This is a genomic window from Methylophaga sp. (assembly GCF_009711715.1).
Lineage (GTDB): Bacteria > Pseudomonadota > Gammaproteobacteria > Nitrosococcales > Methylophagaceae > Methylophaga.
On record NZ_VENF01000001.1, the window covers coordinates 231611 to 254297 of the forward strand.

The following is a 22687-nucleotide window of genomic DNA, read 5'->3' on the forward strand; positions in this document are numbered from 1 at the left end:
CTCCCCCCGAGGACCTGATGCAAGCCGCACCCGACCTGTTTTCCTATCGTAAATTCTGGGCCCACCGTTTTGGTGTTGCGCCAGAATTACCGATGTCACGTGAAGAAATGGATGCGCTGGGCTGGGACTCCTGCGACATTATTATCGTGACCGGTGATGCCTATGTGGATCACCCGAGTTTTGGTATGGCCCTGATTGGACGGCTGCTGGAGTCACATGGTTTTCGTGTCGGCATTATTTCGCAGCCTGACTGGACCAGCGCTGAAGACTTCCAGAAGCTGGGCAGACCCAATCTGTTTTTCGGCGTGACCGGCGGCAATATGGATTCGATGGTCAACCGCTACACCTCGGATCGCAAAATCCGTAGCAATGATGCCTACACCGCTGGCGGCGAGGGCGGTAAACGCCCTGACCATAGTGTTGTAGTCTACAGCCAACGTTGCCGCGAAGCCTTTAAAGGTGTGCCTGTCGTAATCGGTGGTATCGAAGCCAGCCTCAGACGCATCGCCCATTATGATTACTGGTCGGAAAAAGTCCGCCACAGTGTGTTGATGGATTCCAAGGCTGATCTGCTGGTTTATGGCAATGGCGAACGTCAGGTCGTCGAAATTGCTCACCGGCTGGCTGACGGCGAATCGGTTAAAGATCTGATCGATATTCGCGGCACCGCCTATATGACCAAACATGGCCGCAGAGAAGGTTGGTGGGAAAAGGATTCAACCTCAGTTGATACCCCCGGAAAACTGAATCCGCCCATCGACCCCTACCAGATGCAGACCGAAGCCAGCTGCGCCGAGGAAAAAGCCCGCACTGAACAGGATAAAGCCGAAAAGCCTGCCGGTAATGTGATCAAAATTCACCGTGTATCGCCGCGTAATGCCGACAAAACGGTGATTCGTCTGCCGGCATATAATCAGGTTAAGAATGATCCCGTGACTTATGCCCATACTTCACGGATTCTGCACCTGGAGACCAACCCGGGTAATGCACTGGCACTGGTTCAGCAGCATGGCGAACGCGATGTCTGGCTAAACCCACCACCGATTCCGCTGACCACTAAGGAAATGGATGCGGTGTTTGATCTGCCCTATAGCCGCGTGCCGCATACCACTTACGGCAAAATGAATATACCGGCCTACGAAATGATCCGTTTCTCGGTCAATATTATGCGCGGTTGTTTCGGCGGCTGTACTTTCTGTTCGATCACCGAACATGAAGGCCGCATTATTCAGAGCCGCAGTGAAGACTCGATTATCAGGGAAGTGGAAGCCATTCGTGACACGACCCCGGGCTTTACCGGCGTGATTTCCGATCTGGGTGGGCCCACAGCCAATATGTATCGCCTGGCCTGTAACGACCCGGAAATTGAAGCCAGCTGCCGTCGGCTGTCTTGTGTCTATCCCGGGGTTTGTAAAAACCTGAATACCGACCACACGCCCCTGATTAACCTCTACAAACGGGCTCGCTCACTGCCGGGCATTAAAAAAGTATTGATTGCCTCGGGGCTGCGTTATGACCTTGCCGTATTGTCACCGGAATACGTCAAAGAGCTTGTGACTCATCATGTTGGCGGCTATCTGAAAATCGCGCCTGAACATACCGAAGACGGGCCGTTATCGCAGATGATGAAGCCGGGCATCGGTACTTATGACAAGTTCAAGCAGATGTTCGATAAATATTCGAAGGAAGCGGGTAAAGAACAGTACCTGATCCCTTACTTCATTGCCGCCCATCCCGGCACCACCGATGAAGATATGATGAATCTTGCTTTGTGGCTGAAACGAAACGGTTTCCGTGCCGATCAGGTGCAGGCTTATCTGCCATCACCAATGTCAGCAGCGGCGGCCATGTATCACTCAGGTAAAGATACCCTGCATAAAGTGCGTCGCAAAGGCGGCGACATTACGGTGCCCAAGGGCCTGAAAGTGCGCCGGCTGCACAAGGCTTTTCTGCGTTACCACGATCCGGAAAACTGGCCGATGCTGCGTGAAGCGCTGAAGAAAATGGGCCGTGCCGATCTGATTGGTAATGGCAAGAAGCATCTGATTCCGACCTGGCAGCCTGCCGGTACGGGTGAACGGGGCGAAGGTGCCCGTGTCAGTCGTAAAGCGAAAAGCGTTCAGGGTAATACGCGCCCGTTTAAAACCCAGCACACCCGGCCGGGAAAAACCAAAGTTAAAGCCGCACGTCGCCGCCGCTAATACAGCGAATAAAAAATTTTCTTATTTGCGAAACATTCATGTTTGCTGGCGGTCAATGATGTCAGTTCGAATCATTTTCAAGAGGTAGGGATGCCAGGCCAGCAGCTCATTCGGCGTTATGATGGGTTTTCCGTTTTGCTGCACTGGAGCATTGCGGTTTTTACAGTTGCTCTGTTTGCTTCAGGGCTGTGGATGGTCGATCTGGGCTATTATGATGACTGGTACTATCAGGCACCATGGTGGCATAAAGGCATGGGTGTCATCACCGCCTTGCTCGTGATTATTCGCTGGGCCTGGCAGCTTTTTCGCAGCACACCGGCCACACTTCCCAGTATCCCGCTATGGCAGCGTATCAGCGCCAAAGCGGCTCACCTGATAATGAATCTGGCTGTCATTCTACTGTTTGTTACCGGCTACCTGGTGGTCACTGCCAAGGGCGATCCACTGGGCGTTTTCGATTGGTTCTCCATTCCCTCCCTGTTCAAAGATGAAGCAGGCTGGGCCGAGTTGGCCGGGCGCATGCACTTGTGGCTGGGTTGGTTGATTATCGCGCTGGCATCACTGCATGGCCTGGCAGCGTTGAAACATCATTTTATCGATAAGGACGCGACTTTGAAGCGTATGTTTGCTATTCCATCAGGAGATGATTTATGAAAAAAACCTTGCTCGCCATGTCTTTTCTGGGATTGTCGGCGATGATGCCGGTCCATGCCGCAGAGTATGTGATTGATACCGAAAAAGCGCATGCTTTTATCGACTTTCGTATTCAGCACCTCGGCTTCAGCTGGATGAGTGGTCGATTTAATGATTTTTCCGGCACTTTCAGTTACGACCCGGAGCAACCGGAAGCTTCCAAAGTCGATGTGCTTATTGATGTCGCCAGCGTCGATACCAACTTCGCCGAACGTGATAAACATTTACGTGAGAAGTTTCTGCATACGGATAAATATCCCGAGGCCACGTTTAAATCAAAATCTTTCGAGAAACAGGAAGATGGCAGTTTGTTGTTAACAGGTGATTTCACCCTGCATGGTGTGACCAACGAGTTGGTGATTCCGGTTGAGAAAGTCGGGGAAGGCGACGATCCATGGGGTGGATACCGTGCCGGCTTTGTGGGTGAAACCAAGTTCACCATCGCCGACTACGGTATCGATGTCAGTATGCTGGGCCCGTCAGCACAGGAAGTTTATCTGACCCTGTCAATTGAGGGCATTCGGCAGTAATCAAACCTGTTTGGCCAGCTCATAAAGCCGGTCAAACTCTTCCGGCAGGCTGTTTACTGGTAACGATTTTCCCGCGCGGTGGTACCAGTAGGCAGCATTGCCATTATCGCCTTCCACGCGGTGCAGGTAGCCGTGCACCATGCACGCCAGACTATCTTCGTAAATCTGTATCGTGCGGTGTGCGCTATCCCAGTCACCCTGAGCCGCCAGTTCCAAAGATTGCAAGTGTTGTGTTGCCATAGCCATCTCCTCCCAGAAATGTTCTGACAGCACTATGCTATAACAGATTGAAATAAATAGAAAATATGAGTGTCCGGCGGCGGTGAGACAATGACGTTAAGGCTGGCCAGCCAGCAGCAAGAGGCCTCCGACCACGGCGAAGGGGGAAGTCACGACCACAAATAACAGTCGCGCTAATTCTCTTAAAACGTAGATAGCATCAATAATCAGCATTAACATATTCTGTCCTCGCTCCATCGAATCAGATGCTTTGCATTATAATGCGCGCTTGTGACAGCCAAATGACGACAAAACATCTCGCCACTATGAAAATTCTTGCATTAGATACCTGCACCGAAATGTGCTCTGTTGCCCTGTTGAATCAAAATCAGCTATTTGAGCAGGCAATCTCCACCCAACGCGGCCACTCCGAGCGTGTACTGGGCATGCTCGATGAACTGCTGCATCAGGCAGGCGTCTCGTTGAAAGATATTGACGTGCTGGCCTTTGGTCGCGGCCCGGGCTCCTTCACCGGCGTTCGCGTCGGAGTAGGGGTGGCCCAGGGTATCGCTTTTGCCCGACAGCTGCCGGTGATACCGGTATCCACCCTTGCTGCTGTGGCCCAGAGAGCCATTGATGAGTTCGGCGCAAAGCATATTGCAGTCGCACTTGATGCCCGCATGGGCGAAATCTATGCCGCGCATTACCGTGACGAAAACGGGCTTGCTGTCCTGTGTGGCCGGGAGCAGGTCTGCCCGCCCGGACAATTTACGCCTTTGGATGAAAATAAATGGTTTGCTGCCGGTACCGGTTGGCAGGAACATGGCGAGACATTAAAAGCCACTTTCGCTGATCAGCTGTCAGGTGAAGATGTGACTTTACTGCCTACCGCCGCGGCGATGACCAAGCTGGCCCGAAGTCTGGCTGAACAGGGGCAGACCATCGCAGCAGAGCACGCTGTGCCGGTTTATCTGCGAGACAATGTGGCCAAGAAAAAAGGTGAGCAGTAATGGCGAGGGAGAAAGATAATATCTATGCCGCGCCTTTGCAGCAAATGGTCGACTTTCGTTTTGATGAAAGGGTCGTCAGTGTTTTCCCGGATATGATTCAGCGCTCGGTGCCGGGCTATGCCACGCTCATCAGCAATATTGGCACTATGGCTGCCCGCTATGTCCAGCCAAGCAGTCATTGCTACGACCTGGGCTGTTCACTGGGCGCAGTCAGTCTGTCATTACGTCATGCTATTGATAAGCCTGACTGCAAAATCATTGCTGTTGATAACTCTGAAGCGATGATAGCCAAGGCGCGTGAGGTGCTGGCTGAAGATGAAAAATCAGTGCCGGTGGAATTGCGCTGTGCCGATATCAATGAAGTCAGCATAGAAATGGCTTCAGTCGTCGTAATGAATTTCACACTGCAGTTTATCGCGCCCGAGCTAAGGCAGGCGCTGATACAAAAAATTTACGATGGCATGCTGCCGGGCGGGGTCCTAATCCTGTCCGAAAAACTGGCCTTTGAAGACCCGCAAACCAATCAGTTTCATATTGATTCACACCACGCCTTTAAACGCGCCAATGGTTACAGTGATCTGGAAATAAGCCAGAAACGCAGTGCGCTGGAAAAGGTGCTTATCCCCGAGAGCCTGTCTCAGCATCAATCCCGATTGCATCAGGCGGGATTCAGCTTTGTTGAAAAGTGGTATCAGTGCTTTAACTTTATCTCGATGGTGGCGATCAAATGAGGGGGTATCAGCCATTATTCGATATTCTTGACCAAGCCGGTTTCACTGAATGGCGCGAGCGACTGCAAAGCCGTATTGAGTCGCAACTGTCGCTGACCCGTCACGGCAAGATGCCGATGTGGCAGGAAACACTGAATGCCTTGCCTGTTGTCGTGCCCAGTGAGATTGAATTAAAAAATCGTGTGACTATCGGCAGGGCCGCCGATCTGGTGGATGTCGATCGCGAAACGTTTATCGAACTGATCAAACGTTTCCATCCCTGGCGCAAGGGCCCGTATTCGCTGTTTGATATTCATCTTGATACCGAATGGCGTTCAGACTGGAAATGGGACCGGGTGCTGCCGCACTTGAGTCCACTCGGAGGCCGTCGTGTGCTCGATGTCGGTGGCGGCAACGGTTATCACGGCTGGCGCATGCTGGGAGAGGGCGCGGACCTGGTTCTGGGCATTGATCCGACGCTGGTGTTCACGATGCAGTACCAACTGATAAATCACTTTATTGGCAGTGATCAACACTTTGTCGTGCCGATTGGCATCGAACATATGCCACACAACCTGGGCTGGTTCGATACCGTATTTTCAATGGGGGTCTTGTACCACCGCAAATCGCCGCTGAGTCATCTCCTGGAACTGCGATCCTGCCTTAAACCGGGTGGTGAACTGGTGCTGGAAACCCTGATCATTGAAGGTGGTCCCGGCATGACCCTGATGCCGGAAGAGCGCTACGCCAAAATGCGTAATGTCTGGTTTATCCCGTCGGTTGATACGATGTTGCTGTGGCTTCGTCGCTGTGGTTTTAAGAATGCGCGTTGTGTTGATGTGGATGTGACATCGCTTGATGAGCAACGCCAGACGGAGTGGATGACTTTTGAATCACTTTCAGACTTTCTTGATCCAGATGATCGTAGTAAGACGATTGAGGGTTATCCGGCTCCGATGCGCGGCATTTTTATCGCTGATGCACCAAAATGATTACAGTGCCGTGGCGGCCGGTGTGATGGAAATCCACTGACCACTGCTGTTTTTACAGGCATCCAGCGACTTCACTTCCGTCACGTTATCCTTGGTAATCGACAGTTCATAAGCGAGGCAAGGGTAGTGCCCATAGGAATAGGTATGGTCTATGTTGATTTCATAGGCGTTACCGGTGTCCTGATTGACCCAGTAATGACGTGACCCCACGGCCTCTGTCGACAAAGCCTTTTGCGTCTGTTCCAGATCGCTCGTTGTCATTGAGGTATCAGTCTCGATACCTGCCTCGACACCTGCGAGCAAATCCAATGAAGCTTCGGTGCTTGTGATGATGCCAAATGAAGCTATCGAGGCAATGCCTATTCTGAGTAGCTTGTTAAACAACATAGACTTCCATGATAGGAGTATAAGCTAGCTATTAAAATACGCCAGTCATTTTCACGGATGAGCAAAACATCCTTTAAATGCGGGAGTTTTTTCCTCAAATCAGCCAAGTATATACCTGAGCTAAATGCATTTCCAACCCATTCAGACCACTATCGCCGGCCACACACATTCCCTAAAAGGCGGATGGCCATGTCGACCTGATAAGTCATTGTATGATGCTCACGTAGAAACTCTTTCTGCACCAGGTAGGCTTCCCGTTCCAACATCATCTGTGTTTGACAGGGAAGTGGGGTATCAGCCAATTTGCCAGCTTTATCCTGCAGGTAGTGGACAAGCTCATGTACGATAAACCCTTTTGCAGTCAAACTGCTCTCCAAGTTCATTTTTTCATCATAAAAGATGGTTGAAGATTTGTGTTCGTAATAGGCCAGTGCATTACATCCCCGCCCATCACAAAGTGTATCAACCAGGGTTGAGTGTGTTACCGGCGTCAATGTTGGCATATCTTCGGGCTCCGGATAAGCACTCAGACTCAACGCCCACATCAGTAAACTGCCTAATACTTCCTGCATCACAGTTCCCTCCCTGTCCATCTTTCTATAAGGACATGGCGATGACTATGAGGGTTCTCCATACCGAGGACTGGCGGCATGAAAAGGCTTACTTCAACTGATTGGCTCTGCGGTACTGATCGAGAAACTCTTCAATAAAAAAGGCTAGATCTTCGGTTATTTCATCCTGGTCAGTGACATTGTTGGCATATCGCCCCCATACGAAACCCTTCGTGCGGTAGCAGCGGCCATTAGCATGAAAATAAAGCTCACGATTGAAGTCGAGGTAGATGAGGTATTCTCCAGCATGTTTCTCCACACGGGCAAAGAGCTGAGCATCGTCACGCTGGCCGATTTTAATACCCGCTTCTGATACAAGTGTTTCGAGCATGGTCTGGATGGCCTTTTCGTCGACTTCTTCCGGTTCAATTGTATAAACAATAGTCAGAGTTTCCGGTTGATCTATCTCCAGTCCGGTAGAAGAGTCTGCAGCTAAGGCGATGGAATTGAATAAGAAGAGGGCAGGGAGCAGTATTGGTTTCAGGTTGAATTTCATGGCATTTTGGATAGCTATAATGTCAGCTCAATGTAGCAGAAACCATGCTGCCGTGAAACACACCCCACCAGAAACAAAAAAGCCCCAAGCAGCGAGTGCTCAGGGCTTATATTTGGCGGAGGGACAGGGATTCGAACCCTGGATGGTCGTTAAACCATGCCGGTTTTCAAGACCGGTGCATTCAACCGCTCTGCCATCCCTCCGAAGTTGCGAAATTATACAGATAATACCCGCCAGCACAACCGCTAAAGCAAAATTATTTCTGCCTGTTTGAATCCTATTGCCATTTAGAACTTATAAGGTAGGATGTTGTCAGTGCAATAGACAATTTCATCAACATCAAATGGAGACACTCTGATGAATTACGATGCTCAATCGACCGTTGCTCGTTCGCAGCAGTCAGTTCTTGAGACCAACAAGCTACTGAGAAACACATACAGCTTGCTGGCCATGACACTGGTTTTCAGTGCCATGACAGCGGGTCTTTCCATGGCATTGAACCTGCCGCATCCGGGCATCATTCTGACCCTCATTGGTTATTTTGGACTGTTGTTTTTGACCGCCAAACTGCGTAACAGCGTCTGGGGCCTGGCCTCCGTGTTTGCGCTGACCGGTTTTATGGGCTTCACGCTTGGTCCAATCGTCAATATGTACCTCGGTCTGCCCAACGGCAGCCAAATCGTGATGCAGGCATTGGGTGGTACCGGCATTATTTTCTTTGCCTTGTCAGCCTATGCAGTGAAAAGTCAGAAAGACTTCAGCTTTATGGGTGGCTTCCTGTTCGTCGGTATCCTGGTGGCGTTTCTGGCCGGTCTGGCAGCTTTCTTCTTTGAAATGCCAGGTCTGTCATTGGCCGTATCTGCGATGTTCGTATTACTGATGGCCGGTTTGATTCTGTATGAGACCAGCCAGATTGTGAACGGTGGTGAAACCAACTACATCATGGCGACGGTCACGCTGTATGTTTCTATCTACAACCTGTTTACCAGCCTGTTGCATCTTCTCGGTGCATTCTCAGGCGATGATTAAGCGTTGTCACGAACTCACCGTTTAATTTGTTTTCTAATAAACCCCGCCTTGCGGGGTTTATTTTTATGGGATGAGCATGCAGAAAAATCTGGCTAACTGGGACCGACTTTTACGGATTGTCATTGGCACGGCTATAATAGTGGTAGCCTTGTATTACCAAAGCTGGTGGGCTTTGCTTGGACTGGCTCTGGTACTGAACGGGGTGACCGGGCGTTGTGGCGGATATGCCTTGTTTGGCTTTTCCACAGCAAAAGCCTGTGACACTAAAGCCGGTAGTGAAAAGCCGGATTAACGGATATAGAAATGAGCGAATTACCGACACAATTGGTTGACCGCTTCGGACGCAAAGTTACATACGTGCGTATGTCAATCACCGACCGATGTGACTTTCGTTGTGTGTATTGCATGGATGAAGAAATGACGTTCATGCCACGCGAAAAGCTGCTGACGCTGGAAGAGATTGTCTTTCTGCTCAAGGCTTTCTGTGAACTCGGCGTGGAAAAAGTCCGTATCACTGGTGGCGAGCCACTGGTTCGACGTAATGTTGACTGGTTATTTGATCAGATTGGTCAGCTTAAACAGAATACGTCGCTTAAAGAACTGACACTGACCACCAACGGTTCACAATTGCCCAAACACGCTGAGGCACTGGTTAAAGCCGGTGTCGATCGCATCAATATCAGTCTCGACTCTCTGGACTCTGAGCGGTTTAAAGCCCTGACCCGTACCGGTGAGCTGGAGCAGGTCCTGAAAGGCATTGAGGCGGCAAAGCAGGCCGGTTTTAAACGTATCAAGCTCAATGCGGTCATCATGAAAGGTCGTAATGAAGACGAAATCATTGATCTGGCCGAATTTGCGATTAACAACGGCATGGATATTTCCTATATCGAAGAGATGCCACTGGGCCAGGTCGATCATAACCGCGGTGAAAGTTACTGTTCCAGTGACGAGGTGCTGGAAAAGCTGCAGACCCGCTTCGATTTGCAACCCAGCATTGCCAGTACTGGCGGCCCATCACGTTATTACCAGATGGCCGGTACTGACAGCCGTATCGGTTTTATCTCGCCGCATAGTCATAACTTCTGTAGCAGCTGCAACCGTGTCAGAGTGACCACCGAAGGTCGCCTGCTGTTATGCCTGGGACAGGAGCATTCGATGGACCTGCGTGACATTATCCGTCGCCATCCGGGCAATATGGATAAGCTCAAGCAGGCGATTGTGAAATCGATGGATATCAAGCCGGAGGGGCACGATTTTGATATCGAGGCCAAGCCGGTGATTTTCCGCCATATGAGTGTGACGGGTGGCTGATTTTAAACCGCAGATGAGCAATGCCGGTATCCACCGGCTCCATACCACCACCGTCGTCGATGAACACGGTGAACGCCGTGAAGTTTCTCTGACCGGCGAACGCCCCCTGACTATTTATCTCAATACTATTGAAATCGTCACCCTGATGACCCTCGGCGCACAGCCGGAACTGTTAACACTGGGCTATCTTCGGAATCAGGGGCTGGTCGATAAGCTGGAAGAGATAGAATCTATTCAGGTCGACTGGGATGTTGATGCGGTGGCGGTCACTACCAGCACGGCCAAAGACAATATCGAGCAACTGACTTCGCGCCGGACTGTGACCAGCGGCTGTGGTCAGGGCACGATGTTCGGCCATGTCATGGATTCGCTGTCAGAGCTGAAACTGCAATGCCCGCCATTCAGTGCGGAATCGATTTATGCAGTACTGCAGGCGCTGACTGAGTATAACGAGATGTATAAACAGGCCGGGGCCGTTCACGGATGCGCTTTATGTGATGGCACCGATATTCTGATGTTTGTCGAGGATGTAGGCAGACATAACGCCGTCGATGCCATTTCCGGCTGGATGTGGCTGAATGGCATTGAAGGCCATGACAAGGTGTTTTACACCACGGGCCGGCTGACCTCGGAAATGGTGATTAAAGTCGCTCAGATGCAGGTGCCGCTGCTGCTATCACGTTCCGGCGTGACCGAAATGGGCCTGAAACTGGCGCAGCAGATTGGTATTGGCATGGTCGCACGGGCCAAAGGTAAACACTTTCTGGTATATAACGGTATTGAGGTTTTCAGTCAGCCTGAAAACGTCAGCTAGATATCACTGTCGCCCAGCTTTTCAAGCTGTTTGGCCTGTTCCCAGAAAGTATCCAGCTCTTCCAGGCTGAAATCCTGAAAATCTTTGTCAGCGGCGCTGACGCAGGTTTCGATAAAATTAAACCGTCGGTAAAACTTCTGATTGCTGCTGGTCAGCGCAGCTGCGGGGGCAATGCCAAGATGTCTGGCCAGATTGCAGCAGGCGAACAGTACGTCGCCCAGTTCATCCGTTAAACGCTGTTTATCAGCATCCTCAGCGATTTCATGACCCAGCTCATCCAACTCTTCATGAATCTTGGCGATAACGCCCTGAATATCTGGCCAGTCAAAACCAACTTCTGAGGCTTTTTTCTGCATCGCTACCGCATAACTCAGCACATCCTGGCGGTTATCAAGCTGATTCAGCAGAAAATTCCTGTCTGCCATTTCTAATCCTGACGGGTGAAACGAATGATATGTCGGCGATCCCGTTTGCTGGGACGGCCTTTTTGTTCACGAAAACCGAGCGGCTCGTTTTTGATTTGCTCACGCAGCAGTTCGCGTTTTTGGCGACTGGCCTCGGTTTCCTGATAGAGTGCCTGTGCTTCAGCGGCGGGGCGCCGTTGCAGGTTGAGTCCCTGCACAATAATGTCGAACTCGTAGGGCGGTTTGGAAATAGTCAGCTTGTCATCAACCCGAACCGTACGGCTGGGTTTGACGCGCTGACCATTGATATGCACTTTACCACCGCTGATGGCCTCAACGGCGAGGCTGCGGGTTTTGTAAAACCGCGCAGCCCATAACCATTTATCTAAACGTTGTGATTCAGATCGGTCGTTCTGATCCGCCATTAAGCCTTACCTTGGAGTTGCAGTAATATCGATTCATTTTCCAGAGTCGATGTATCCTGCGTGATTTCCTCACCTTTGGCAATGGCGCGGAGCAGACGACGCATAATCTTGCCCGAACGTGTTTTAGGCAGGTTGTCCGAATAACGAATGTCATCCGGCTTGGCGATAGGGCCAATCTGTTCACCGACCCAGTTACGCAGCTCCTGTGTCAGTTTCTCATCGACACCACCTTCAGGACGCTTGCCTTTCAGCACCACATAGGCAAATACAGCTTCGCCTTTTACATCATGCGGCCGGCCGACAACAGCAGCCTCTGCAACAAGCTCGTGAGCGACCAGGGCAGACTCAATTTCCATGGTGCCCAGACGGTGTCCGGATACATTCAGCACATCATCAATTCGGCCCATAATCCAGAAGAAACCATCTTCGTCACGACGGGCACTGTCACCGGCAAGATAAAACTTACCGCCGAAATAAGGCCAGTAAGTGTCCTTATAACGCTGATCATCACCCCAGATGGTCTGGATCATGGAAGGCCAGGGTTTACGGATAACCAGATAGCCACCCTGGTTGGCCTTGGTGATTTCTTCGCCATCATCATTGACAATGGCGGCGTCAATTCCGGGCAGTGCCCGGGTACAGGAGCCGGGTTTGGCATGGGTCACACCGGGCACCGGGGCAATCATATGTGCACCGGTTTCAGTTTGCCACCAGGTGTCGACAATCGGGCAACGGCCCTGGCCAATCACGTTGTAGTACCACATCCAGGCTTCCGGGTTGATAGGTTCACCAACGGTGCCCAGCAAACGCAGTTTGGACAGATCATAGCGGTTAGGCACTTCATCACCGACTTTCATCAGGGCGCGAATCGCCGTCGGCGCAGTGTAGAAGATGGTTACGCCATGGCGGGCACAGATATCCCAGAAACGACCGGCATCAGGCACGGTCGGGACACCTTCATAAATGATCTGCGTCGCACCTGTGGCCAAGGGACCATAAGCGACATAGGTATGCCCGGTAATCCAGCCAACATCAGCGGTGCACCAGAACACATCCGAGTCCTGAATATCAAATACCCAGCGCATGGTGGTGATGGCATTGAGCAGATAACCGGCACAACCATGCTGAATGCCTTTAGGTTTGCCGGTGGAGCCTGAAGTGTAGAGCAAAAACAGCGGGTCAGCGCCATCCATCCATTCCGGCTCACAGTCTTCTGACTGGCCTTCAGTGGCATCATGCCACCAGATATCGCGATCAGCCTGCATCTCAACGCCCTGGTTGCAGCGTTGATAGACAATGACGGTTTCTACCGTGTCACAGCCGTTACCAAGGGCCTGATCAGTGGTCTGTTTCAGCGGCACCACTTTGCCGCCACGATGACCGCCATCAGCAGTGATAACGACTTTGGCGCCGGTATCTTCGATCCGGTCTTTCAACGATGAGGCAGAGAAACCGCCAAATACGACTGAGTGAATCGCACCGATACGGGCACAGGCCTGCATCGCGATCACCGCTTCGGTGATCATTGGCATGTAGATAATGACCCGGTCACCTTTGTTAACACCCTGGGCTTTCAGCGCGTTAGCAAAGACGCATACTTTTTTGTGTAATTCGCGATAGCTGATGTGTGCAACATCGCCTTTTTCACCTTCGAATATGATGGCCGTTTTATCTGCATTCTTTTCCAGCTGGCGATCCAGACAGTTGTAGGAGACATTGAGTTTGCCATCAGGAAACCAGCGATAATGCGGTGCATTGCTGCTGTCCAGCGTTTTCGTGAAGGGTTGCTTCCAGTCGATCAGGTCACGAGCCAGATCTGCCCAGAAACCTTCATGATCCTTTTTCGCTTTACTGTATAGCGCATCCAGTTCGTCAGCATGCAGCGCAGCACTTTTAACGAAAGCTTCGCTGGGCGGAAACTGACGATCTTCATGCAGGTTGGATTCGATATTTTCTTGAGCCATATAACGACACCTTTATGATTATTCTGAAGTCAGAGCAGGGCCGGGTCTATTTTTGCGCCCGGCCACGTTGTTAATCGCTCATGTAGAATGACTACACAGCGCGATTTCCGCCTTGCCGGACATAAAAATAGCCGCCAGCAGTGGTGGAGATGAAAGATAAACAAGCCCTAACACTTTACCCCTGAAGAGTATGCCTGTTAAGCAGACATAAAAAACTCTCCCGAAAGCTGGGCTTAAGGGAGAGTTTTTACACAGACGGATTCTAGAAGAAGCCGAGTGGGCTGGTGCTGTAACTGACCAGCAGGTTTTTAGTTTGCTGGTAGTGCTCAAGCACCATTTTGTGGGTTTCACGACCGACACCGGATTTCTTGTAACCGCCGAAGGCAGCATGTGCAGGGTAGGCGTGGTAGCAGTTGGTCCAGACACGACCGGCCTGAATGCCGCGACCCATGCGATAAGCCAGGTTCATATCACGGGTCCAGACACCGGCACCAAGTCCAAACTCGGTATCGTTGGCGATTTCCAGCGCTTCGGCTTCATCTTTGAACGTGGTCACTGAGACCACCGGGCCAAAGATTTCTTCCTGGAAGATCCGCATCTTGTTGTGGCCTTTCATCAGAGTTGGCTGAATGTAGTAGCCACTGTCGAATTCCGGACCCAGTTGTTCAACCGCGCCGCCCATCAGTACTTCAGCACCTTCCTGTTTACCGATATCGACATAGCTCAGTATCTTGTCAAACTGCATCTGAGATGCCTGGGCACCGACCTGTACATCAGTATCAAGCGGGTTACCGCGCTTGATCATTTTGGCGCGTTCAATGACTTTCTCAATGAACTGGTCATAAATGCTTTCCTGAATCAGGGCACGTGAAGGGCAGGTACAGACTTCACCCTGGTTGAAGAAGGCCAGCACCATGCCTTCAGCGGCTTTGTTAATAAAGTCTTCTTCCTGCTGCATAATGTCTTCGAAGAAGATATTCGGTGATTTACCACCCAGCTCCGTAGTTGACGGAATAATGTTTTCCGCTGCGCGGGACATGATGTGCGAACCGACCGGCGTAGAACCGGTAAAGGCGATCTTGGCGATGCGTTTGCTGGAAGCCAGTGCTTCACCGGCAACACGGCCCATACCGTTCACAATGTTCAAAACACCCGGTGGCAGCAGATCGCCGATGACTTCCATCAGTTTCAGGATAGAAACCGGCGTGGATTCAGCGGGTTTCATCACAATGCAGTTACCGGCCGCCAATGCCGGCGCGATTTTCCATGCGGCCATCAGCAATGGAAAGTTCCAGGGAATAATCTGGCCCACAACACCCAGTGGCTCATGAAAATGGTAAGCGACGGTATTTTCGTCGATTTCACCCATGGTGCCTTCCTGAGCACGAATACAGCCGGCAAAATAACGGAAGTGGTCAGCGGCCAGTGGGACGTCGGCATTCAGTGTTTCACGGACGGCTTTACCGTTATCCCAGGTTTCTGCCACAGCCAGCATTTCCAGATTCTCTTCAATGCGATCGGCGATTTTCAATAACACATTGGAACGGGCAGTGACGGAAGTCTTGCCCCAGGCATCTTTAGCCGCATGCGCCGCATCCAGCGCCAGGTTAATGTCTTCTTCTGTGGATTCAGCGACTTCGCAGAAGACTTCACCGGTCACCGGTGTGACGTTGTCAAAGTACTGGCCTTTGACGGGGGCAACCCATTTGCCGCCGATATAGTTTTCGTAGCGTTTGTCGAAGTTGACAACGGAACCTTCAGTTCCTGGTTTAGCGTAAATCATGGTTTTCTCTCTCTGTGTTAGTGATTTAATAATAATTAATATAAGAGTGATGATGCAGGATAAATCCCGCCGTTATCAATACGCTTGACTGTAATTCCCAATCACTTGACTTATAATCCAGAACAGTTTCAAACTTTTGTTACAACCGTATTAAAGAAGCAACGATGCAGATTGAGAAACTCTCGCTGTCAAAACGGCGTGAAAAACGACAATTACTGATCGAAAATAAACTGCGATTTGCCGGGCCCGACTCCGAGCTGAGCGTTTACGATACCTATCGTGCCGCCACCGGCGTGGGACTCGCAGCTGAGCAATTGCTGTTCTGTGGTATGGTCAGTGGCCGTAAAGTCATGCATGACCTGCGCCATCAGGAGGGGGAATTGTTTCTCCCTCACGAATCTTATGTGATGCCCCCGGGTGACTACGTGGAAATAGACTTTCCCGATGCCAAGGAGGAGGCACCTACAACCTGTTTGACAATAGAAATTTCAAAAGATCGCATCAGTAAAATTTCTGAGCGCATGCGTGATCTGACCAAGCTGGAAATTGTTGATCACAGCTGGGAATACCAACCTAGGATTATTCATACACATCACACCACGGATACCCAGAAACTGCTGGAAAAAATGGTCTCGCTGTACACTCAGAATGATCCGGATAAGGAAATTATGCTCGATCTGGGGGTGACAGAACTGGTGATTCGCCTGTTGCGGGAACAGGGCAGGGATGTGTTGCTCAGTTATTGTCAACGCGATCCAGATGCCAACGGGATTACCGCGGCCATCCATTATCTGGAACAAAATCTGTGCTCACCGCTGGATGTTGAGCAACTCTGCCGCCGCGCCTGTATGAGTCGCAGCCGGCTTTATGTGGAGTTCAAAAAGCAACTGGGCTGCACCCCGGGTGAATTTCAGCAGCAACTTCGTCTTAAATCTGCCGCTGAGGCAATTCGTGGCGGTAAAAGCGTCACTGACGCCTGTTACAGCTTCGGTTTCAATGACTTAAGCCACTTCAGTCGCCGTTTCACCCGTTTCTTTGGCTGTTCACCCAGCCAGTATCGCCTGCAATCGGGCAACGAATAAGCGCACTGACTGTCCATTAGAGTCGGCAAGCCTCGTTGGGGCTGTCATAATGTCACTGTCTTTGCTGTTTCCACGGATTGTTAATTTTGCCGATGACGTCTGTCGTTCTTCGTTACCTTTTTGTTGTTTTGCTTTTTCTGAGCCTGCCACTGCAGGCGAATGATAGCCGGATCAATGTTGATATCCGTGGCATTGATGACAAGATGGCGCAAACCCTCAAAAATGGTCTCACCATTGAACAACAAAAAAACAGTGAACGCCTCAATCCCCGCTATGTAGAAAAACTCTATCAGGGTGGTCTTGAGTCATTACAGCAGATGCTCACAGTCTATGGCTATTACTCGCCGAAGATTGAGGGGCAGCTGGCTTCTGTCGACAATAGCTGGAAAGTGGATTATCAGATTGAACTGGGCCGCCCGGTCAAACTGGAACAGGTTGATTTGCAAATCACGGGCGAGGCAAAAGATGACCCGGAGTTTGAAAAGCTGGTTGAGGATTTCGCACTTGAATCCGGTCAGCAGTTGAATCATCAGCAATATGAAAGCGCCAAAAAATCTATTCTCAGGCTCGCCGCCAGTCGTGGTTATTTTGACGGTAAACTGACCCGGTCAGAGGTTAAAGTATATCCTGATAAATATTCTGCAAATGTCTATTTATATTATGATTCTGGTGTGCGATACCACTTCGGGCAGATTCATTATCCCGACACCGTTATCGGCCAGAGACTGCTGTTAAAACTGCAGCCGATTGAGCCGGGCGATGCCTATACAGATTCCGATGTGCTGGCGATGCGTAACAATCTCAGCAATAGCGGCTATTTTGATTCGGTCTCGGTTCGCGCTGAACGGGAACAACGGGAAGACGGTCAGGTACCGCTGTCAGTCAGCCTCAATGAGAAACCCAAACATCTTTACACCGCCGGTATCGGTTACGGCACTGATACCGGTGCGCGGCTGGCACTGGGCTGGGAAAACCGCTACATCAATGATCGCGGCCATCGTTTGAATGCCGACGCCAGACTCTCACAGGTGGCTAACAGTCTGTCTGCTGACTACGTGATGCCGTTCTGGAGTGAGACCATCAATACCGTCGGCTTTAATACTGAATATAAACAACAGGATACAGACACCAGTGAAAGCCAGTCTTTTGCTGTAGGCAGCTACTACAAACGTCAGCGCTTCGGCTGGGATGAGACCGGCTCTCTCAAGCTGTTGCAGGAAGACTTTGATGTGTCTGACGACAGTGATTCGGCACTGCTTCTGATTCCGGGCATTTCCTGGAGCCGAAGCTGGGCGGACAACACACTTTATACCCGCCATGGTGGCCGGTTGTCCTTATCTCTGTCGGGCGCTTCTGAAGCTTTATTATCCGATGTAACCTTTGGCCAGATCGTCGTGCGGGGCAAGTATATTCGTAGTATCGGGGAAAACAGCCGCATCATTACCCGTGCAGCGATCGGGGCAACCGAAGTCAGTGACTTTGAACAACTGCCGCCTTCCTTACGCTTCTTTGCCGGTGGCGATAACAGCATCCGTGGGTTTGATTACCAGTCGCTGGGGCCGGAAGGCGATGATGGTGAGGTTGAGGGTGGCCGTTACCTGGCGGTGGGCAGTCTTGAATACGAGAATATGTTTCTGGGCGACTGGGGCGGCGCGGTCTTTACCGACTTCGGTAACGCCTACAACAGTTTCAGCGACCCGATTGAATACAGTGTCGGTGTCGGTGTGCGCTGGCGATCGCCAGTCGGACTTATCCGGGTTGATATCGCCAAAGCCCTCTCAGAAGCTGACGAATCGATCGCACTGCATATCGTGATAGGCCCGGATCTCTAAATGCGAAAAAAGCTTTTCTATTCTTTAATCATATTACTGTTACTGCTCCTGTTGTCACTGGGCTGGCTGCTGGGGACACAGTCAGGACTCAATGCTGCTGCTGGACTGGCGCAAAAGTTTGTTCCGGCTTTGCAGATTAATCAGGTCCGGGGCCGCTTATTAGGCAAAGTATCAATGCAGGGTATTTATTACCTGCCTGAAGACAGCAGCGGCGCGAAGATTGAGCAGTTCAGTCTGGACTGGCAACCGATGGCATTATTTAAAGCCACCTTGAGGATCGATGCTTTGAATATCAGTGGCGTCGATATCCACACTGTCACCGGTAAAGAAACCACCGAAGACAGCGGACTCAGCCTGCCTGAGATTCAGTTACCGCTGCGTATCCAGCTTGCCGGTTTCAGTGTGAATGACGTCGATTTGATTAATGAAAAGGGCGAAGCAACCAGCCTGATAAAGCAGTTTGAAACGACGGCAGCACTGAATTACGACGAGCTGATAATCAACGACTTAAGTCTCAATCGTGACGATCTGAAAGTCAGTCTGAACGGTAAAGCGGTGTTGCAGTCGCCATATCCGGCAGCACTGGACTATCAAGTGACGCTGAAGCAGGTGCTTGAAGCGCCTGTGCAATTCGCTGGTACAGTGAAAGGCAATATCGATAAGCTGATACTCAAACAAACGGTGTCTGCCCCGCTTGAATCACAGCAGACTGTTGTGATTACTGATGCATTAAATAAGCTGCAATGGTCAGTTGATGCCAGCGCGGCGCAATTTGATCTGGCAGCCGTCCTTCCTGAACAATCCACGCGCTTTGAATCCTTACAGCTTAATGCTGAGGGGGGCTTGAGCAGTCTCAATGCCAGCCTGAAAGGGCAAGTGCTGCAACCGGAGTTGCCATCGCTGAATGTGGCTGCCGATATTGAGTCAGATAACCTTGAAAACTGGCAGCTGACGCTTAATACGGCGATTAACCAAGCTCAGACATTGCAAGTTGCCGGCACGCTGGATACCAGCGGTGAAAAGCCTTCCGTTGATTTAACTGCCTCATGGCAGAATCTCAACTGGCCGTTAACGGCTGAAGAGGCCCTTGCCAGCAGTCCGGAGGGTGAGCTGTCGATAACTGGCACACTGGAAAATTATCAGGCACAGCTGCAAACCTCCCTGAATTGGCAACAGCAGCCAGTTCAACTGTCTGCAAGCACGTCAGGCAATCTCAATCAGCTGCAAATTGAATCGCTACAGCTGGAAGCTTTTGAAGGCAGTATGAATGCGACTGGTATGTTGAATTGGAAGACCACGCCACTGCAGTACCAGCTTCATGCCAACTGGCAGGATATCGTGCTGCCGGAAAGTCTGGCTCAGCGTGTCGTGAAACTGGAGCAGGGTCAGATTGAACTTGAAGGCAACCCAGAGGCGCTTCAGCTCTCGACACAGGCTGATGTGATGATTGATGAGGTCAGTGCCCGGATTGAAGCGGAGGGAGTGGGAGAAACCAGCCGCGGTTTTGATAGTGCCAAACTCAATATTCAACTTGCAGAGGGCTCATTACGTTACCAGGGGCCATTGTTGTGGCAGGGAAACACCCTGGTTGATGGCAAGCTGCTGCTGAGCGAACTGAATCCGGGCGTACTGGTCCCAGCCTGGCCCGGTAGCCTGAGCGGCCAAACCGATATCAAGCTGACATCTCAGCAGGAAGTCATCAAAGTCAGTGCTCAGGACATAGCCATTAATGGTGAATTACGTGACAGGCAAGTCAAACTGAACGGTTCGGTTAGCTACAGCGATCAGCTGATTGATGTCAGTGGGCTGCAATTGCAATCCGGACAGTCGAGACTGGCCGCGAACGGGCAATTACAGGATCGTGACATTAACTTTAACTGGACATTGCAATCACCTGATTTACAAGACTTCTATCCAGCACTGTCAGGCCAGCTTGAAGCGCAAGGCAAAGTCTCAGGTAACTTAGAAAAACCGGCTATTGATGCGACGCTGGCAGGTAATGATGTCGCTTATCGGCAGTTTCAGGCCGGCTCAGTTAAAGGTGATGCGAGTATGACCTTGTCAGACAATGCTGAGCTGAACATTGATATTGCCATACAGAATATGATGTTGCCCCAGCTGAATGCCGACAGTGTCAATTTTAAGGTTCAAGGTAGACAGAACCAGCATGATATTGCACTGAGCGTCGAGTCAGTACCGCTGGATTTATCGATGCTTGCCAGTGGCAGCCTGCAGCAGGATCAGATGTGGCAGGGCCAGTTACAGGAATTTGCTTTCAGTAATGACAAAGCCGGGCAGTGGCAGCTGACTGAAAACGGGCCGATATCACTCTCGGCGAATGCACAAAGCATTCCGCAGCATTGCTGGGCTGCAAGCAACGGTGAATTCTGTATTGAGGCCAGCCATAATAATCAGCAATGGCAGGCATCGGGTAATTTTGCTGAAGTCCCTTTAACGCTGTTTGAAGCCTTTATGGTCGAACTGGAACAACTGAAAGGCAGTCTGAGAGGCCGGTTTGCAGTGGCTTCCGATGAACAGTCCGTTATTACCGGTGAGGGTGAGATTTTCCTGGATGATGCCATCCTGCAGCTGAACCAGACAGCACTGAATCAGCAAAAACCGGTACCGCTGAATAATGTCAGTCTGCGTTATCAGATTGACGCTGATACAAGCACCGCCAGTTTTCATCTGGAGCCGCAGCTTGATGGGGTGTCGGCTGTCAATGCCGAACTGGAAACCGCCGGTCTCAACACGCTGATTAATAATCCGCAGCAGGCGAATCTGGACGGGAATATCAGTACTGCTGTCCAGGATCTGTCACAGCTGCAGTTATCACACCCGGCCTTCAGTGATTTGAAAGGCCAGCTCGATATCAATCTCGACATCAGCGGCACGGTGGCCCAACCACAGATTGAAGGCTCAGCCAGCCTGCAACAGGGGCAGGTTGCCATTGCTGATGCCGGGATTGTGCTGAAACAAATGCAAGCCAGTGTTAACGGTAATCTGGAGGCGGTGAAGTTCGACTTCCAGGCCCACTCCGGTGAAGGGACCCTGAGCGGTGACGGTATTTTCAAGCTGACGCAATCCAGCTGGGCGCTGACGACCAATATCAAAGGTCAGCAGTTTGAAGCCATGAATACGCCGGAAGCACTGGTGATTGCCGAGCCGGATTTAACTGTCTTAGTCACGCCACACAAGACGCTGGTCAAGGGCAAGGTGCAAATCCCACGGGCGCAGATTGAACCCACACAGTTCAACTCAAGTGTCAGCCCCAGCCGCGATGTGGTCGTTGTCAGTGATGAAGAACAAGCAGCCGAATCCGGGGCCGTCACAGAGATAGACATTACTGTCAGCCTCGGCGATAAGGTCAAACTTAAAGCGATGGGCTTTCAGGGGCGTCTGACAGGCGCTATGCGAGTGTTTGGCAAGACCAGCGATATTTTGCTGGCCAATGGCGAAATTAAGATTAAGGACGGCAGTTATGTCGCTTATGGCCAGACATTGCGCGTTGACGATGGTGCTATCCGCTTTGCGGGCGGTCCTATTGATAACCCTGAACTGGATATCAAGGCTGTTCGGAATGATACAAACTACACAGTCGGTCTGCACATCCAGGGCACGGCTGCCTCACCGCAGGCAGATCTGTTCTCTGATCCCAGTATGAGTCAGGATGATATTTTGTCTTACCTGCTGCTGGGTAAACCGCTCAACCAGGCCAGTGCGACTGATGCGGCAATACTGGCCTCAACAGCCACCGGTATGGGACTGCAGAATGGGGCAATGATCGGCGATCAAATCGCCAGCACCTTCGGCCTGGATGAGTTTTCGATTGAGGGAGACAGTGCCGAAAATGCCGCACTTCAGGTAGGTAAGTACCTGTCGCCAAAACTCTACCTGAGTTATGGCATCGGCGTATTCGAATCAGTGAGTACCGTAGAACTGCGTTACCAGCTGAGCAAGATTTGGGCATTGAAAGCCGAGTCGGGTACAGAAAGCGGTGTGGATTTACTCTACACCTATGAGCGGGGCGGCCCCGAAGAAGACTAAGGATACAAAAAAGCCCTGCATTGAAGTGACCCCATAAAGTTGGACTCATTTTTAATCGGCAACCAAGGCCTGTTTTCGATATTGAATCGGACTCAGGCCTTTTAGTTTGAGCTTAATCCGTTTGTTGTTGTAGTAATTGATGTACTC

23 protein-coding genes and 1 tRNA gene are annotated in these 22687 nt (G+C 51.0%); 13 read left to right on the forward strand and 11 right to left on the reverse strand.

Annotation, left to right across the window (positions count from 1 at the left end; genetic code table 11):
* Positions 1-17: 17 nt before the first annotated feature.
* The 3 genes from FH755_RS01105 (at position 18) to FH755_RS01115 (ending at position 3424) form a co-directional block, all read left to right on the forward strand.
* Positions 18-2201, forward strand: coding sequence for a YgiQ family radical SAM protein (locus FH755_RS01105; protein WP_292437838.1), 2184 nt, complete (start codon positions 18-20; stop codon positions 2199-2201).
* 90 nt (positions 2202-2291) lie between these two features.
* Positions 2292-2855 carry a cytochrome b gene (locus FH755_RS01110; RefSeq protein WP_292437840.1) on the forward strand — a complete coding sequence of 188 codons (564 nt, stop codon included), beginning with the start codon at positions 2292-2294 and terminating at the stop codon, positions 2853-2855.
* On the forward strand, positions 2852-3424 hold the full coding sequence (locus FH755_RS01115; RefSeq protein ID WP_292437842.1) for a YceI family protein: 573 nt from the start codon (positions 2852-2854) through the stop codon (positions 3422-3424). The genes FH755_RS01110 and FH755_RS01115 overlap by 4 nt, the downstream gene beginning before the upstream one ends.
* Here the strand turns inward: FH755_RS01115 and FH755_RS01120 are convergent, their stop codons facing one another.
* Together FH755_RS01120 and FH755_RS01125 are read right to left on the reverse strand one after the other, a co-directional pair.
* A complete protein-coding gene (locus FH755_RS01120; protein ID WP_292437844.1) occupies positions 3425-3664 on the reverse strand; it encodes a hypothetical protein in 240 nt (79 codons plus the stop codon). It lies immediately after the preceding gene.
* Between the two features lie 96 nt (positions 3665-3760).
* The gene (locus FH755_RS01125; RefSeq protein ID WP_292437846.1) at positions 3761-3883 is read right to left on the reverse strand and encodes a hypothetical protein; all 123 of its coding nucleotides are present in this window, start codon (positions 3881-3883) and stop codon (positions 3761-3763) included.
* A 62-nt stretch (positions 3884-3945) separates the two neighbouring features.
* Between FH755_RS01125 and tsaB the strand changes: the two genes are divergently transcribed.
* Genes tsaB through cmoB form a run of 3 tightly spaced genes read left to right on the forward strand, consistent with a single transcriptional unit; the run spans position 3946 to position 6355 of the window.
* A complete protein-coding gene (gene tsaB / locus FH755_RS01130) occupies positions 3946-4653 on the forward strand; it encodes a tRNA (adenosine(37)-N6)-threonylcarbamoyltransferase complex dimerization subunit type 1 TsaB (RefSeq protein ID WP_292437848.1) in 708 nt (235 codons plus the stop codon).
* Entirely contained in the window at positions 4653-5384 is a 732-nt protein-coding gene (gene cmoA / locus FH755_RS01135) for a carboxy-S-adenosyl-L-methionine synthase CmoA (RefSeq protein WP_292437850.1), read from the forward strand. Before tsaB ends, cmoA begins: the two co-directional genes overlap by 1 nt.
* On the forward strand, positions 5381-6355 hold the full coding sequence (gene cmoB, locus FH755_RS01140) for a tRNA 5-methoxyuridine(34)/uridine 5-oxyacetic acid(34) synthase CmoB (RefSeq protein ID WP_292437852.1): 975 nt from the start codon (positions 5381-5383) through the stop codon (positions 6353-6355). The genes cmoA and cmoB overlap by 4 nt, the downstream gene beginning before the upstream one ends.
* Here cmoB and FH755_RS01145 read toward each other — a convergent pair whose 3' ends face one another.
* The 4 genes from FH755_RS01145 to FH755_RS01160 all read right to left on the reverse strand — a co-directional run bounded on the left by FH755_RS01145 (position 6356) and on the right by FH755_RS01160 (position 8052).
* A complete protein-coding gene (locus FH755_RS01145; protein WP_292437854.1) occupies positions 6356-6742 on the reverse strand; it encodes a hypothetical protein in 387 nt (128 codons plus the stop codon).
* Between the two features lie 149 nt (positions 6743-6891).
* Positions 6892-7314: a hypothetical protein gene (locus FH755_RS01150; RefSeq protein ID WP_292437856.1), complete on the reverse strand. Its 423-nt coding sequence runs from the start codon at positions 7312-7314 to the stop codon at positions 6892-6894.
* 88 nt (positions 7315-7402) lie between these two features.
* Complete coding sequence (locus FH755_RS01155) at positions 7403-7849, reverse strand: hypothetical protein (RefSeq protein ID WP_292437857.1); 447 nt, start codon at positions 7847-7849, stop codon at positions 7403-7405.
* A 113-nt stretch (positions 7850-7962) separates the two neighbouring features.
* A tRNA-Ser gene (locus tag FH755_RS01160) sits at positions 7963-8052 on the reverse strand.
* Between the two features lie 154 nt (positions 8053-8206).
* Between FH755_RS01160 and FH755_RS01165 the strand changes: the two genes are divergently transcribed.
* The 4 genes from FH755_RS01165 (at position 8207) to fdhD (ending at position 11003) form a co-directional block, all read left to right on the forward strand.
* On the forward strand, positions 8207-8878 hold the full coding sequence (locus FH755_RS01165; protein ID WP_292437859.1) for a Bax inhibitor-1/YccA family protein: 672 nt from the start codon (positions 8207-8209) through the stop codon (positions 8876-8878).
* Positions 8879-8954: 76 nt separating this feature from the next.
* On the forward strand, positions 8955-9170 hold the full coding sequence (locus FH755_RS01170) for a DUF2892 domain-containing protein (RefSeq protein WP_292437860.1): 216 nt from the start codon (positions 8955-8957) through the stop codon (positions 9168-9170).
* A gap of 11 nt (positions 9171-9181) precedes the next feature.
* Complete coding sequence (moaA, locus tag FH755_RS01175; protein WP_292437862.1) at positions 9182-10189, forward strand: GTP 3',8-cyclase MoaA; 1008 nt, start codon at positions 9182-9184, stop codon at positions 10187-10189.
* A complete protein-coding gene (gene fdhD, locus FH755_RS01180; protein WP_292437864.1) occupies positions 10182-11003 on the forward strand; it encodes a formate dehydrogenase accessory sulfurtransferase FdhD in 822 nt (273 codons plus the stop codon). Before moaA ends, fdhD begins: the two co-directional genes overlap by 8 nt.
* Here fdhD and FH755_RS01185 read toward each other — a convergent pair.
* The 4 genes from FH755_RS01185 to FH755_RS01200 form a co-directional block, all read right to left on the reverse strand.
* Complete coding sequence (locus tag FH755_RS01185) at positions 11000-11428, reverse strand: MazG nucleotide pyrophosphohydrolase domain-containing protein (protein ID WP_292437866.1); 429 nt, start codon at positions 11426-11428, stop codon at positions 11000-11002. The two genes, fdhD and FH755_RS01185, sit on opposite strands and share 4 nt — an antisense overlap.
* 2 nt (positions 11429-11430) lie before the next feature.
* Positions 11431-11832, reverse strand: a complete 402-nt coding sequence (locus tag FH755_RS01190; protein WP_292437868.1) for a S4 domain-containing protein — start codon at positions 11830-11832, stop codon at positions 11431-11433.
* Positions 11832-13796 (reverse strand): acetate--CoA ligase, encoded by a 1965-nt coding sequence (gene acs / locus FH755_RS01195; protein WP_292437871.1) that lies wholly within the window; start codon positions 13794-13796, stop codon positions 11832-11834. Before acs ends, FH755_RS01190 begins: the two co-directional genes overlap by 1 nt.
* A gap of 262 nt (positions 13797-14058) precedes the next feature.
* Positions 14059-15579 carry an aldehyde dehydrogenase family protein gene (locus FH755_RS01200; protein WP_292437873.1) on the reverse strand — a complete coding sequence of 507 codons (1521 nt, stop codon included), beginning with the start codon at positions 15577-15579 and terminating at the stop codon, positions 14059-14061.
* A gap of 164 nt (positions 15580-15743) precedes the next feature.
* Here FH755_RS01200 and FH755_RS01205 point away from each other — a divergent pair, with 164 nt between their 5' ends.
* The 3 genes from FH755_RS01205 (at position 15744) to FH755_RS01215 (ending at position 22540) form a co-directional block, all read left to right on the forward strand.
* Positions 15744-16661, forward strand: coding sequence for a helix-turn-helix domain-containing protein (locus tag FH755_RS01205; protein ID WP_292437875.1), 918 nt, complete (start codon positions 15744-15746; stop codon positions 16659-16661).
* Positions 16662-16753: 92 nt separating this feature from the next.
* A complete protein-coding gene (locus tag FH755_RS01210; protein ID WP_292437877.1) occupies positions 16754-18493 on the forward strand; it encodes an autotransporter assembly complex family protein in 1740 nt (579 codons plus the stop codon).
* On the forward strand, positions 18494-22540 hold the full coding sequence (locus tag FH755_RS01215) for a translocation/assembly module TamB domain-containing protein (RefSeq protein WP_292437879.1): 4047 nt from the start codon (positions 18494-18496) through the stop codon (positions 22538-22540).
* Positions 22541-22591: 51 nt separating this feature from the next.
* Here the strand turns inward: FH755_RS01215 and FH755_RS01220 are convergent.
* On the reverse strand, positions 22592-22687 hold a 96-nt coding region (locus FH755_RS01220), incomplete at its 5' end, for an IS3 family transposase (protein ID WP_292437885.1).